The organism is Pseudoalteromonas sp. Isolate3 (assembly GCF_022398505.1).
Taxonomy (GTDB): Bacteria; Pseudomonadota; Gammaproteobacteria; order Enterobacterales; family Alteromonadaceae; genus Pseudoalteromonas; species Pseudoalteromonas apostichopi.
Window position 1 is genome coordinate 1 of record NZ_JAKEVN010000111.1, and the last position, 14,061, is coordinate 14,061.

The window sequence follows — 14,061 nt, forward strand, 5'->3', positions numbered from 1 at the left end:
TCTATAACTATAAGAAGCACTATGTATTCGATGATAAGAAAAAACGAACCCAACGGTTCGTTTTTTTATTTAAGTCAAAGAATGTTCTGCAAAACTTTCGCTCAAGAATGCAGGCAATGACTTTGGAGTCTAAGCAAGTTGCAATTAAACCTACGTTAAAAATTATATTGTAAGCTAACCTTATAATTTAACGGCTCACCTGGTTGGGTCCAAATTGCAGAGTATGAATTAGCGTAATAGGTTTTATCCAATACGTTATTTACAACAAACTGTAAGCTCAAATCATCATTAACATGGTAGTTTGCAAACAGATTTACCAAAGTATATGAAGGCAAATAATAGCTAGGGTCAATCGCTTCACCTAGCCGCTCCCCAACATATTGAACCGACACACCAACTGTTGAGTTCGAATCGATTAAATCACTTAACTCTCTCTTAATACGCACATTGGCACTATGTTTTGGAATGTTTAATAAAGGGGTGCCTTTTGGCAAACTAACCCACCAATCGGTATTAACAGTATCTTTTGCTGTTTTAGCATCAGTGTAAGTATATGCAAGATCAAACGAAGTTTGGCTAGTAATATTACCGTGTAAGTCTAGCTCAACACCTTCACTCGTAACCTCGCCTAGAGCCCTAGATACACCTGCTTGTACGTCAGTGCTTAACATGTTGCTCTTTTGCGCATTAAATACTGTAAAGCTACCACTGACAATGTCTGTATTAAATTTAACTCCAACTTCAATAGAGGTTGTTTCCTCAGGCTCAAATGCTTCTCCATCAGCATCGAAACCACTATTAGGTCTAAAACCTTCAGAATAACTGCTATAAAATTGTAGATCTTCAGAGTGAGCATATACTAAACCTGCTCGAGGGCTGAAGGTGCTTTTGTCAGCCTCTGAACGCGTTAAGTTTTTATGGTTATCAATTCTTTGATCAAACCAATCGTAACGACCACCAATTTGCATTTTCCATTTTTCAGTGATGTCGACTTGGTCTTGAATATAAATACCATAGCTATTCTGTACTTCTGTGGTGTCGAATAACAGAGAACCTTCAGGCGCCGTTTTACCGTACTCAGGCTCATACATATTTATAGCGTAACTCGTGTCATCAATAGTCGGGCGATATCTGTACCAAACCTTATCAAAATCAAACTTACTGGCATCAGCACCAATTAAAAGGTGATGAGTGAAACCTGCAGCTTTTATACTACCGCTAAGCTCTGAGCGTGCAGATATATAGTTAGTTTGAAAGTCACGCTGGTTATGTTGTCTGCTCAGTGTCACGCCATCAATGAAATATACTTGTCGGCTTGGAGCAAGCTCAGCATCACTTGATTCGCTTAAAAACTCTGAATCGCTATAACTAATACCTGTTAGAAGCGACCATTCTCCTAATTGATGCTCAAGGGTAAGCTGATGAGAAATAGCCTTAACTTCTGTAGGTTTATCACTTGGCTCACCTAAAAAAGTTTCAATGGGTAGCGCATCAATTTTACCATCTACAGCAACAATACCTCGATCGAAAGTTAAACTTTGATCAACGTACTCTAGCTCATAATTCAACTTCGTTTTATCTGAAATTAGCCATAAAATTGAAGGCGTTAATACAGTTTTTTCTGATTCATGATAATCTCTAAAACCTTCACTATCTTCCACAGCACCATTAATTCTAAAGGCCACTTGGTCCGTAATTGCGTTCGTGTAGTCGCCTTCAGTGCGATAACTTTGCCAGCTACCGGCAGTGACTTTTACATAGCCTTGTTGTGCAAACTGCGGTTTTTTTGTAATGATATTTATCGTACCGCCAGGCTCAGAGCGTCCATAGAGTGCAGAGCCTGTTCCTTTCATGATTTCTACATAATCAATATTACTCGTATCACGAACACCGCTAAAGCTTCGCCCAGATGAAAAACCGTTAATTAAAAAGCCTGATGGAATATTCTCATCACCCACTAAACCTCGTATTGCAAAGCTTTCCCATAAACCACCAAAGTCATTTTGTTCTGAAATACTTGGGGTTAAATCGAAAATGTCACTTAAGGTGGTTACACCAGCCTCATTGAGTGTGTCTGATGAAATAAACTCGACAGATTGTGGTTGCTCATTTAAAGGAACATCCCCACGAAAAGCTTGCCTTACACCCGACACTGATATTTTTTCTATCTCTGATGGCTCTGTAGTGGCATATACGGAAGATGTAAAAATTGCGCTAATCATGATTGAAAGGGCTGATTTTTGATATCTGTTCATTCTATCTCTCAGGTATGAATTGTAGTTATTCAATAAAGCTTGTAGTTATTAGGTAAAGATTTACATTATCCATCATTTGAACATGCAATTAACAATACTTATCATTTGCAGTATGATAAACAATTAAACCACTGAGAACTACCCTCGCAAACAACAGAAATTAAAAAACTCAAATTAACGCTTAATTAATAAACACTTAGAGAGAAGAATGAACAAAGTTACTTTAGCCTGCATTACATTAGCCATATCAATTTCCAGCATTTACAGCGCAAAAACACAAGCACATGCAATATGGTTTGCTGAGCGCTCATCACAATTAGCACTGATATATGGTGAAGGTGCACAAGATTTAGACACTGTTAAGCGCCAAGACAAAGTTAAAAGAGTTACTGGTTATAACAAAAATTGGCAAGAACAAAGTGTAAAACTTGTTGAGTCAGGGCATATGATGATACTGAGCGATAACACGGTTTATGCTGTTACAGGAATGCTCGATAACGGTTTATGGAGCAAAACTAAAGATGGTAAATGGTTTGCAAGTGGCCGCGACCAAATCCCTGATGCAGTTTTAAGCGAACATACAAAAAAACATGCTGTACATTTGCGTGGGCCTCTTACTAAAATTCCTCAACTTAAAGAACAACAGTTACAAATTATCCCAATAGGAAACAGCTTTTCAGATCAGAAAGGTGCATTAGTTAGTTATCGCATACTATTTAATGGTAAGGCAGTTCAAGGCGCTAAAGTGATTAATGATATTGTGAATGACCCAGATCAAAAGCCCCTAATAAGCAATGATGAAGGCATCGTGACATTGCCACTACGCAATCAAGGCTTAAACGTAGTCGCCGCTATATATGATGAAAAAAGTACAAATCTCGCTGTATTTGATAAGACCGAGCACTTAGCAACACTTTCATTTATTTTACCCCATGCAGCAGAGTAGTTTTTAAATTAGCTAGTTGCACTCAAGCAAACCGCTGTGGGTCTAGACTTTCAAAAAGTCTGGGCCCTCTAGAACGTTGAACGCCCCCTTCAAAAAACAAGTAGCACACAACTCACTCACAGCCATCAAAAATCCATAAATATATTTACAAACAATGCATTAGAACTATCGCAATAGAAAAGTAAATTGACGAAAAGCTCAAAACTTCTTCATCAATGTGCGCATATTGACTTGAAAATTAACAAGCAACACTGGGCACAACCATTCCATTTAATAAATCACTACAATCTTATTATTCCATTTTAAAGATTAAAAATGATGAGCAATACTAAACTCATCAAATTATGAGAGTTGGGGTATTCAAAATGGTTAAGACAGTTACTTTTGCAATGATGCACTTCACAATCGCTTTTACAGTGACCTACTTTTTAACAGGTAGTTTTTTAATTGGTGGCCTGGTCGCCATTGTTGAGCCTGCAGTCAATACGGTTGCGTTTTACTTTCACGAAAAGGTTTGGCGTAATCTAGAAGGTAAGGATAGCTTCAAACGAAACCCAGATGAGATAATGTTTGCCTAGCTATTAACTAGGTTGGATTGGCTCCAAATACAATGAATCCCCTCATCTTACACCTCAATCTGTAAATTAAGCTTTGCCCCAATGTCGGTGGCAGAGCTACAAACTAAAACGGTTAAAGTCGTTCTCAATTAATAGCCGAAAATACTTCTTTGTAAAAGAACTCAAGGCTTCTTTTCTAGATGCATGCCAACTCGGGTTAGCTCTATCAAGCATATAGCAATGAATTAAAATGAAAAACTAGCAATTTTCTCAGCTCTTTTTATTAAGTTTAAATTCTCAAAAGTTGGATTTCCCCGCCAATTTAGAGCTAACACTCAAATTAGACTTGAAATTATCTTTTTTCAGCTTACACTTGTACGCCTAGTGAGCGTACACTTGTAAGCTAAAGGCAAAAAAAGAATGTTATTAAATTCATTATCAAAACATTTATTGCATCATCAATCTTGGTCAGGATACTGGGAACCTGTGCTCCAGTGCTTTAAACCTGGCTGGCGCGATGGGTATTTTCGCGCACAACTAAAACATGTACACGTGTTTGCTGAACAAAGCATCGAGCTGATTATTGAGCCAGAAAAAGCATGGCCAAATCATCAAGCAGGCCAGCATATTGCGTTAACAATACAAACGAACGGGCGACTACTGACTCGCGTGTTTACCATCGCAAGCGAACCAAAATTGGCAAAGCAAGAGCGACAAATTCGTTTATTGATCCGCAGCCAAGAGATTGGCGCATTTACGTCAAAGCTAGCAAATTTGAAGCCTGGACAATGGCTTAATATCTCTGAGCCTAAAGGCCAGTTTGTTATGCCAAATACCGCGCGCTCTATAATTATGCTTGCCGGTGGCTCTGGCATTACGCCATTTATAGCCATGCTTAAATCTTTACCTGCAGATAGCAAACAAACTATAACCCTGCTTTACTATGCAAAGCCGAACAGCCACTGGCTTAAAGATGAGCTTGAGCAACTAAAGCAATCACTGAGCAATTTTGATTATCACTTACTTGAGCGCAGCAAAGACGGCGATGCGACGACATGGCTGACAACAAACGCGCATAAACACTGGTTAGTCTGCGGCCCAGCTGCTTTATATAAGCAAGCAGCAACTTTAGCAAAGCAGTTAAATACGCCTATCGACAGTGAGCATTTCAGTGCAGTCCCTGCTGTTTTAGCAACCTCTGATAAGCTCGAACTAACACTCACTCATCAGGGCAAAACATTCACTATTGATAACCAACAAACCTTACTTACTCACTTACAAGCGAATAAGCAACCAGTGACAGTTGGCTGTGGCATGGGAATTTGCCATCAATGCCAATGCGTTAAAAAGCAAGGCATCGTGCGTGATATTCGCACCGGCGAGCTCTCTGATAGCTCAGAGCAATTAATTCAACTTTGCATATCGCAACCAGTCAGTGACGTGGAGTTATCGGCATGAACACGACAAAAACAGTCAATTTTGAAAAACTAGCAACCCAACTCGATAGCGTTAAAGCAGATATAAAATCGAAACTGGGTGAGCAAGATGCGAAATACATTCGCCGCGTTATTGTTTGCCAGCGTGTGTTTGAATGGAGTGGCCGTATTCTCTTAATGCTAGGCTTTATTCAGCCTGCTTTATGGATAGTCGGTGTGCTTAGTTTAGCCACTGCAAAAATTCTCGATAACATGGAAATTGGCCATAATGTGATGCACGGCCAATATGACTGGATGAATGATAAACACATAAATTCAAAGTCTTACGAGTGGGATATAGCGTGCGATGGTTCAAGTTGGAACCGCGTTCACAACTACGAGCACCACACCTATACAAATATTATTGGTAAAGATCGTGACTTCGGCTATGGATTACTGCGTTTATCTAATGACTTTCGTTGGCGGGTAAAAAACCTGTGGCAATTTATCACTTACCTATTGCTAAGCGTGCTGTTCCAATGGGGTGTGTCGTACCATGAAATGGCTGCCGAGCGGGTATTTTTCGGTAAGAAAAAAGATAGCCGTGATTACACGGTATCGCATAGCGAACTCAAAAAACGCTTTTTTAGTAAAGGAGCACGCCAGTTAGTGAAAGACTACCTGCTTTTCCCTCTGATTGCCGGCCCTTTATTTTTGTGGGTTTTAACGGGTAACCTAGCCGCTAATTTATTACGTAACCTCTGGACCTCTACGATTATCTTTTGCGGGCACTTTACCGGTGAAGTTGAAACATTTAAACAGCAAGACTGCGAAAATGAATCGCAAGGCCAGTGGTATTACCGCCAAGCGTTAGGCTCATCAAATATCAAAGGGGGTAACCTGTTTCATGTAATGACTGGGCACTTGAGCTATCAAATAGAGCATCACTTGTTCCCTGATTTACCTGCAAAACGTTATCGTGAGATTGCTCCTAAGGTGCAAGCTATCTTTAAAGAGCACGGCATCAATTACAATACAGGCGGCTTCTTTCGCCAGTACTTTTCTGTTGTAAAACGGATTGTGCGCTACTCTTTTCCGTAATTTCAAAAACGCCAGTGCATTGCACTGGCGTTTTTATTTTTAATATCATGGTAAGGAATTAACTTTAAAAATAGGTTCATTAATTTCTAACTGTAATTCATCATCTGCTGCTTGTTCCGCGAAAGTTAAAGCTGTATTTGCAAAGTTTAGCGCTTGGACCTAATCAGGCTTCTCTAAGTAGTTTTCTGCAATCGCAAAATTAATAGATGCATCTTATGGGGTGGCAGACAAACAACTCGTGAAATTGCTCCACAGTGGGATCTTGGTAATTAATCCTAAACTATGGTTAAAGTGAGGCCTATCTAAATTATTGTGCTATTTCATTAGTTGTATTATTGATCACCGCTAGGTGGTAAATAATCACTAAGTTCGCAATAAACCACAGATCTTTAATCACAAATTGACCAAGTCCAGCTAAAACCGTCGTACTGCTAAGCGCATTCGGCGCGGTAACTAAAAATGTTTGCGTCATAATAAAAACAGCGCAACAGGAAAGCCCTGCCAACACTATTAACTTGTTATTTTTGAGTAATAAGCCAACACAAAGCAACAGCACACTAACAATGTCAAACACGCCAATCGCATTCGATGCGCCCTGCACACTAAAAACCTGATACAACCACGACATGAATGGTGATGTTTCAACAAGCGTTACAATCCCCTTTGCCTCAAAAGCAAAAAACTTCATTGCGCCTATCCAAACCAGCACTAAAGCCACTGAAGCATAATTCAAGGTAATATGCGCTTTATCACTTAAAGCATCTTTGTAAAACACAAATAAAAATAGCGGAATTACAGCAAAATACTTAATGATCCCCTGCCCTGAACCAATCACAGGAAAGCCCCCTTCACTTGCAAGCCAACGATTAGCGCCAAACAACGTAATCAAACAGATCAGTGATATAGCAAATGCAGTGATGGTCGGAAGTGCCCTATTAATAAACCCTAAATGAGAATGAAGGCTGGTAATGCCAACAAAGCAAAATGCAAAGCCTGCGATCATACTCATGATGTGAGCTGGCACCTGAGAGTCTAATTTATAAAACGAAAAGATACTGCCAATGGCATTGGGGTTTGCTCCCAAGATAAATGACAAACCCAATAGCGAAAAACTGATGGTGATAAGTGCAATCACTAAATTATTTGATGTACGTAAATTCATACAACCCCCTTTCTACTGATTGTTTAAAAGACCATAGTTAGGGATAAAAACATTCACACTAAAATAAAATATAAGAAAAGTCTGAGAAGAGATTTGTATAAGCAATTGAAAAATCGATATAAGTATCACTGCTATTTGCCGTTATTTGCTGTTAATTAGGCAAAAATAAATCTCTTTAATTCAATATCAGCAATTTTGTTCAAGTTTTAAGGTTGCTTGCTTCGCTATATTGGCGTAGGAATAATAACGAAGCGCACAACCTTCAGGAGCATCTGTGAGCAAAGACAATCACTTTAAGTACATCAACAACGAACAGCATCAGAGCATCTCGATGTTGACTGCGACTATGAGTGATTTTACATATGCAAAGCATGCTCACGAAGAGTATTCAATTGGCATAACTCTACAGGGGCGGCAAGATTTTTTTTGTCGTAATGCGTTTTATAAAAGCGTACCTGGCAATGTTATTTTGTTTAACCCTGAAGATATTCACGATGGTCACTCTGGCACGGAGCAAAACCTAGAGTATCTAATGCTGTACATTCATCCTGATGAATTTCAGCCTTTATTCAAAGCGCTAGGGTATAAGCAAGATTGTACATTACGTATGGCAAACACCTTGTATGCAGATCCATTACTGCGTAATCAAGTGATTAACTTATCTAGGCTTTTACAAACCAATAGCACGAACAAAATAGAGCGAGAAGCTGCACTATTGCAAATGGCGCAGTCTTTAGTCAGGCTCAACGGCAGCCTTGATTTACCGACTTTAAGCACCCGTGTTGATAGCTTACTGCTGAGAGCAAAAGACTATATTTTGGCAAATATCGACAATGACATTGCTATTGATGACATTGCCCATGCTGCCACTATGTCGAAGTTTCATTTTATCCGCCGCTTTCGCGAGCACTTCGGTATTACTCCACATCAATATGTTTTGAACTGTCGTATTAATTATGCCCGTAGAGCGTTACAGGTTGGCCGCGATGCCACCAGCGTAGCGGTTGAATCTGGCTTTGCAGATGCCAGCCACCTCAACCGTAACTTCAAACGAGTATTCGGTATGACACCAAAACAATTTCAACTGCAATGGGCTCGTAGATAGAGCTAAATTACTGATTTGGAGCTGTTATGGCAGATATTTTTGCATATGCTATTGGCATTATGTACACCCCTGGGCCAATCAATTTACTCGGTTTAAGCAGTGGCTTAAATAAACAAACACGTTCACACCTTGGGTTTTTTATCGGCGTGGGTAGCGCGATGTTTATCTTATTTGTGCTGCTTGGCTACCTTGGCTTACAAGTGATCAACCCGCAGTTTTTGCCTTATGTGAGCTTAATTGGTTGCGGCTATATTTTGTATATTGCTTGGAAGGTCGCAAAAGCAAAAGTACAGGTGAGTGATAGCTCAGCGGATGCCTCACTTAGCTTTTTCGATGGCCTGTTTATGCAGCTTTTAAATCCAAAAGCGCTGGTAGCCACTTTACCTATTGCTACGATTCAGTTCCCAAGCGCGGATATTACCGGAGCTGCAATCGTATTTTGGTCTTTTATTTTAGCCATCCTTGCCTTTGGTGCTCCTACAAGTTACTCGCTAGCGGGCTTAGTGCTTGGCAAACAAGTATCACGGCCGGGTGTTTTTAATGTGTTTAATAAACTAATGGCTGTTTTGTTAGTTTATGTCGCACTAATGATTGCCTACGAGCATGTACTTACACCTTTATTGGCATAAAATTGATCATCCTTAGCAAACAGGCATAATAGCGTTATTCTCCAAATGGTTATTACAAAACGATGCAAGGCAACCTATCAATCCGTTCATACAGTACTAAGCCTGTTAGTCATAGCCATGACTATCATCAACTTGTACTGCCCTTAAAAGGAGTGATAGCTATTAGTGTGGGTGATTTTCAAGGTAAAGTCGCCCCGGGTGAATGCGTGGTTGTCAAAGCCACGCAAGTGCATCTTTTTACCGCCATGCCAGAGGCTCGATTTGTTGTGGCCGATATGCCAAAGCTACCGGATAACCTTGCCACCGCTGAGCGCTGCGTATTTGCCATTAATCAATCACTTTGGGCATTTTTACAATTTGTGTCAAAACAGTTAGAGCAAGCCGTTAATAATGAATTAGAACATGCCATGTTTAATACCTTTAATTTACTGTTAGCTGAGCAAGTTATGCTACCAAAGCTCGACAGCCGAATTAGCGATGCACTGCTTTATATTGACAGTCACTTAAGCACTCCTCTTCACATCAAACACCTTGCCTGCATTGCCTGTTTAAGCCCAACACAATTTAAGCTGCTGTTTAAGCAACAAACAGGATTGACTGCCATGAACTATGTAACTAAACAGCGAATGGAAAAAGCCCAAGCCTTGCTAAGCCATACCGACTACCCGTTACAGCGTATTGGTGAGTTAGTTGGTTACAATGAGCTTTCATCTTTTAGCCGCAGTTTTTCAAAGTACTTTGGTATATCACCAAGCAAATTCAAAAAGTAACTTTGGTTTTTAACGCTAACAAAACCGTCCTTTTTGTCAAAATTTTTGCGCCGATATTTATTATGCTTTTTATACCTTAAATTCAAAGCGAATCATCGATGAACCACGCTATCGCTACAATTGCCGTGTTAGTTGCCAGTGTGTTTTGGGGCACAACAGGCACTGCCGCAAGTTTTGCGCCAGACATTAGCCCTTTTGCAATTGGTGCTTTTGCAATGGGTTTTGGCGGCGTACTACTTTGCCTAACCGCAATAAAACAACTGATAGATGATGCTAATAAACTGAGTCAACATTACCGCCTAATCCTATTAGGTTCAGCTTGTGTGGCTATTTATCCGCTGGCATTTTATACCTCAATGAATAGTGCCGGTGTGGCAATAGGCACCGTTGTCTCGATTGCCAGCGCACCTTTATTTACCGTCTTATTGGAATACTTAATTGAGAAAAAGCCCGTTGCAACTCGCTGGCTAGTCAGCTTTTGCTTTGGCGCTATAGGCATAGGCTTAATCGCGTTAGGTAAAGAGTCAAACTCTGCTGCAGAGGGGTTGTTTAGCCAAAACATCGGCATTTTACTTGGCTTAATTGCAGGGCTTACCTATGCCGGTTATTCATGGGTTGCCAAACGTTTAATTAGCAACGGCGTTCATTCAAGAGCGACCATGGCTAGCCTATTTGGTGGCGCAGCCTGTGTACTCCTGCCATCATTATTAATTACAGGGGATACGCTGTTTGCCACAATTACCAATACCAGCGTGGCACTATACATGGCCATTGTGCCGATGTTTTTAGGTTATTGGCTATTTAGTATTGGCTTAAAAACCATCGCTGCCAGCCAAGCCGTACTCATTACTTTGCTTGAGCCTATCATCGCCACCATACTTGCTATTGTGATTTTACATGAACAATTTCAGCAAATTGGCTGGCTTGGGATTGGCTTAGTGAGCATTAGTTTGGTAATTCAAACGGTCAATATTAAGCAGTTCGTGGTACACTGCAAAAAACGCATTTTGACGATTTAACATGAGAAAAGACAGCCGACTATCGCGGGTTTTACATGTGCTGATCCATTTAGACAGTTACAGCCAACCTGTCACATCAGAGACATTAGCAAACATGTTAATGACCAATCCTGTGGTCGTGCGCCGTACTATGGCATTACTACGTCAAGCAGGTTATGTATCAGCTATTAAAGGTCACAATGGCGGCTGGCTACTTGCAACTCCCTTAACTGAGATCACCTTATTTGATATTCACCAAGCGCTTGGCGAAAAGAACCTATTTGTTATAGGTCTAACCGATGAGCACAGCAATTGCCCTATCGAACATGCAGTAAATAGCGCCATACAAAACGCGATGGATGACGCAGAATCGCTATTATTAAAACGATTTGCTGAAGTTTCTCTTGCAGAGCTTGCCAGTCAATTTCAATAATCCTGCTTTAGAGTATTTGGCGATTTCACAAACTCGTAGGTCAAATTCATAGAAATTAATTCAAGAGTATTGGTTTACCAAACAAGTACCCTTGAAAATACTGGCAACCAGAGTTTTTTAGATAAATAAATTGCTCTTCAGTTTCTACTCCTTCAGCAATAACATTCTTGCCTAACCCATCAGCTAAGGTCAATATTGCTTTTACAACTGATGCATCTTCAATGCTAGTCAGCATTTTATCAATGAAGGATTTATCAATTTTCAACGTATCAATTGGGAATCGAGTCAAGTAACTTAATGACGAGTAGCCTGTTCCAAAATCATCCAAGGAAAGCTTAATACCTATCGCTCTAAGTTTGTTCATCCGTTTAATTAGTCGTTCCGTTCCCATTAAAATTACTCCCTCAGTTAATTCTAATTTTAAGCGTGAAGGTGATATCAAATATCTTCCTATAACCTCAAATACTTGTTCCACAAACTGTGGATCCTGAAATTGTAATGAACTCACATTAACTGCAACACTACTATTACCTTGTATTTTACCGTCTCTCATATCTTTACATACTTGCTCGAGTACCCATAAGCCAATACGATTGATTTGTTTCGACTCCTCAGCAACAGGAATGAATATATCTGGTGAAATACTGCCAAGTAACGAGCTATCCCAACGAAGTAATGCTTCATAACCAACTAAAGATTCTTCAGTGTCATGAATTGGCTGATATAAAACTTTTAATTCATTTCTTGGAATTGCATTAAGTAAACCTTGAGTTATTTCGTTCAGTTCCAAAATCGACGCTTGTAATTTTGGATCATAAAAGCTAACTGTATTTTTACCTTTTTCCTTAGAGTGGTACATTGCAATATCGGCTTCTTTAAGGGCTTCAGATAAATCAAAATCGTGATTTTTAAAAATTGTCACACCTATACTTGGTGTGGTATTCACTTCAAATCCATCTAAGAAGAAACTTTGCGAAATAACACTACGTACATTTTGTGCAAAAGTATCAATTAAAAGGAAATCACTGTCGCTTGCGTATTTTGGTTCATCTAACAAAATGACAAATTCATCCCCCCCTAATCTGGCGACTAAGTTCGGAGAAAAGACAATTCCTTCCAAGCGTCGAGATACCTCTTTAAGTAATAAATCACCCACACCGTGACCTAATGTATCATTGACCATTTTAAAATTATCTAGGTCTATTAAAAGTAAAGCATAATATTGTTCCGATGCTTTTAGCTTCAAGCTTTTTGCTTTATCTTTCAGGTGACGCCTATTAGGTAAATTAGTCAGTTCATCATACATAGCTAACCTATGTACATTTTGCTCTGCAAGTTTCCGATCAGTAATATCGGCACGAATAGCAATATATTTTTGTGGTTTATTATTATCGCCCATAAAAGGGACTATTGTAGAGTTTACCCAATATAAGCTGCCATCTTTAGCGCGATTGCATACTTCCCCAGACCAAACTTGACCACTACGAATTGTTTTCCACATCCCCTTAAAAAAACTAGGCGGATGAGTTCCTGAGTTAACTAACGAATGAGTTTTCCCAATAAGCTCAGCTTTTGAATATTGTGAAATATTACAAAACTTTTCATTAACGCATGTAATAACTCCTTGACTATCGGTGGTAGCAACTATTGCATGTTGATCTAGTGCTTTTTTTAATTCAGCTCGACTTCTATTAAGTTCCTCATTTTCTTTTTCAGCAAGTTTTACCTCAGTAATATCTTCAATCAAACAAAGTAAGCTTAACACCTCACCTGCTGAATTCTTTTCCGGTATAGCAATAATATTTCTATATAGCTGTGAGCCATCAAAGGCTAAGTGATTCAATGAAAATCTAATTTGCTCACCTTGACATACCTTTATCAAATAAGGCATTACTTTATCTACAATATCTTGTGGAAAAATATCTTGAATACGCTGATCTCTAGATGTTTTATCTAAGTAATAATATGTATCTAGGGCATTCTTATTAAAGTAACTTAATTTAAAATCGATACTAAGTCTTAGTACTCCTATACCCATATTATCTAGTATGTTATTCAACTCTTGTTTCTTCTTTGATGCATATGCTTCTGACTGCCCAGCTAGAAAATATGGGTAAGAAACTCCTTCAATAAAAATACTTTTGTAGATAAGCAGCGCACTAACTAATTTGATCAAATGTGCAATTACAAGGTAACTGTCAGATAGGGATTGATAATGAGTCACTAATAATGAAAATAACGCCATACACATAGAGGATAACGTAAAATAAAAATATCTTCGTTTTCCCTCATTTGAATACTTTCCATAGAACAGCATCGCAACAATGACATACCCCACGAGTAGGAAATACTCTATTACTTCTTTTGTATTTGTTACTCCCTTGCCTTCTATAAAGAATAAAGGAAGGTATGACTCGTATAAATTTCCACAAGACATTAACACTAAAGATACGATACCACCTGAGCATAACCAAAGAAGTTTTTTACCTGGCAGCAAAATTGATAAAGCAATAGCAGCAAATGTAATTAACTCAAATGTTCGAGCGAGTATAGAAAAAAAGATTGACTTTTGGCTCGAGCTTTCAGAAATAAATGCAGGCATACCAGAGAATGAAATGGCATTCATGTAATCCATTATTACAATAATACTAAAGCCAAAAATAATAATATTACTCTGTTCAATATAGCGC

At 39.1% G+C, this 14,061-nt stretch carries 12 protein-coding genes; 9 read left to right on the top strand and 3 right to left on the bottom strand.

The genetic code is table 11. The features are described from left to right. Positions 1-155: 155 nt before the first annotated feature. Complete coding sequence (locus L1D46_RS16930) at positions 156-2,255, bottom strand: TonB-dependent receptor (RefSeq protein WP_130052861.1); 2,100 nt, start codon at positions 2,253-2,255, stop codon at positions 156-158. Between the two features lie 208 nt (positions 2,256-2,463). Here L1D46_RS16930 and L1D46_RS16935 point away from each other — a divergent pair, with 208 nt between their 5' ends. From L1D46_RS16935 to L1D46_RS16950, 4 genes are all read left to right on the top strand, one after another. Beyond that, positions 2,464-3,201, top strand: a complete 738-nt coding sequence (locus L1D46_RS16935) for a DUF4198 domain-containing protein (RefSeq protein WP_130052862.1) — start codon at positions 2,464-2,466, stop codon at positions 3,199-3,201. Positions 3,202-3,566: 365 nt separating this feature from the next. Continuing rightward, positions 3,567-3,779 carry a DUF2061 domain-containing protein gene (locus L1D46_RS16940; RefSeq protein ID WP_130052863.1) on the top strand — a complete coding sequence of 71 codons (213 nt, stop codon included), beginning with the start codon at positions 3,567-3,569 and terminating at the stop codon, positions 3,777-3,779. A 399-nt stretch (positions 3,780-4,178) separates the two neighbouring features. After that, positions 4,179-5,216, top strand: a complete 1,038-nt coding sequence (locus tag L1D46_RS16945; RefSeq protein ID WP_130052864.1) for an iron-sulfur cluster-binding domain-containing protein — start codon at positions 4,179-4,181, stop codon at positions 5,214-5,216. After that, positions 5,213-6,274, top strand: a complete 1,062-nt coding sequence (locus tag L1D46_RS16950; protein WP_130052865.1) for an acyl-CoA desaturase — start codon at positions 5,213-5,215, stop codon at positions 6,272-6,274. Before L1D46_RS16945 ends, L1D46_RS16950 begins: the two co-directional genes overlap by 4 nt. A 307-nt stretch (positions 6,275-6,581) precedes the next feature. Here L1D46_RS16950 and L1D46_RS16955 read toward each other — a convergent pair whose 3' ends face one another. Next, positions 6,582-7,436: a DUF417 family protein gene (locus tag L1D46_RS16955; RefSeq protein ID WP_130052866.1), complete on the bottom strand. Its 855-nt coding sequence runs from the start codon at positions 7,434-7,436 to the stop codon at positions 6,582-6,584. Positions 7,437-7,710: 274 nt separating this feature from the next. Between L1D46_RS16955 and L1D46_RS16960 the strand changes: the two genes are divergently transcribed. The 5 genes from L1D46_RS16960 to L1D46_RS16980 all read left to right on the top strand — a co-directional run bounded on the left by L1D46_RS16960 (position 7,711) and on the right by L1D46_RS16980 (position 11,371). After that, positions 7,711-8,541 (top strand): AraC family transcriptional regulator, encoded by an 831-nt coding sequence (locus tag L1D46_RS16960; protein ID WP_130052867.1) that lies wholly within the window; start codon positions 7,711-7,713, stop codon positions 8,539-8,541. A 26-nt stretch (positions 8,542-8,567) separates the two neighbouring features. Continuing rightward, complete coding sequence (locus L1D46_RS16965; RefSeq protein WP_130052868.1) at positions 8,568-9,170, top strand: LysE family transporter; 603 nt, start codon at positions 8,568-8,570, stop codon at positions 9,168-9,170. Between the two features lie 62 nt (positions 9,171-9,232). Then, entirely contained in the window at positions 9,233-9,940 is a 708-nt protein-coding gene (locus L1D46_RS16970; protein WP_130052869.1) for an AraC family transcriptional regulator, read from the top strand. A 98-nt stretch (positions 9,941-10,038) separates the two neighbouring features. Next, a complete protein-coding gene (locus L1D46_RS16975) occupies positions 10,039-10,959 on the top strand; it encodes an EamA family transporter (protein ID WP_130052870.1) in 921 nt (306 codons plus the stop codon). 1 nt (position 10,960) lies between these two features. Further along, the gene (locus tag L1D46_RS16980; RefSeq protein ID WP_130052871.1) at positions 10,961-11,371 is read left to right on the top strand and encodes an Rrf2 family transcriptional regulator; all 411 of its coding nucleotides are present in this window, start codon (positions 10,961-10,963) and stop codon (positions 11,369-11,371) included. Between the two features lie 55 nt (positions 11,372-11,426). On the opposite strand, the gene L1D46_RS16985 is transcribed toward L1D46_RS16980, so the two are convergent. After that, the coding region (locus L1D46_RS16985) for an EAL domain-containing protein (protein ID WP_239977925.1) at positions 11,427-14,061 on the bottom strand (2,635 nt) is incomplete at its 5' end.

Coding starts and splice junctions, on each gene's coding strand:
- L1D46_RS16930 (WP_130052861.1), bottom strand. CDS start 2,255: ATGAACAGATATCAAAAATCAGCCCTTTCAATCATGATTAGCGCAATT.
- L1D46_RS16935 (WP_130052862.1), top strand. CDS start 2,464: ATGAACAAAGTTACTTTAGCCTGCATTACATTAGCCATATCAATTTCC.
- L1D46_RS16940 (WP_130052863.1), top strand. CDS start 3,567: ATGGTTAAGACAGTTACTTTTGCAATGATGCACTTCACAATCGCTTTT.
- L1D46_RS16945 (WP_130052864.1), top strand. CDS start 4,179: ATGTTATTAAATTCATTATCAAAACATTTATTGCATCATCAATCTTGG.
- L1D46_RS16950 (WP_130052865.1), top strand. CDS start 5,213: ATGAACACGACAAAAACAGTCAATTTTGAAAAACTAGCAACCCAACTC.
- L1D46_RS16955 (WP_130052866.1), bottom strand. CDS start 7,436: ATGAATTTACGTACATCAAATAATTTAGTGATTGCACTTATCACCATC.
- L1D46_RS16965 (WP_130052868.1), top strand. CDS start 8,568: ATGGCAGATATTTTTGCATATGCTATTGGCATTATGTACACCCCTGGG.
- L1D46_RS16970 (WP_130052869.1), top strand. CDS start 9,233: ATGCAAGGCAACCTATCAATCCGTTCATACAGTACTAAGCCTGTTAGT.
- L1D46_RS16975 (WP_130052870.1), top strand. CDS start 10,039: ATGAACCACGCTATCGCTACAATTGCCGTGTTAGTTGCCAGTGTGTTT.
- L1D46_RS16980 (WP_130052871.1), top strand. CDS start 10,961: ATGAGAAAAGACAGCCGACTATCGCGGGTTTTACATGTGCTGATCCAT.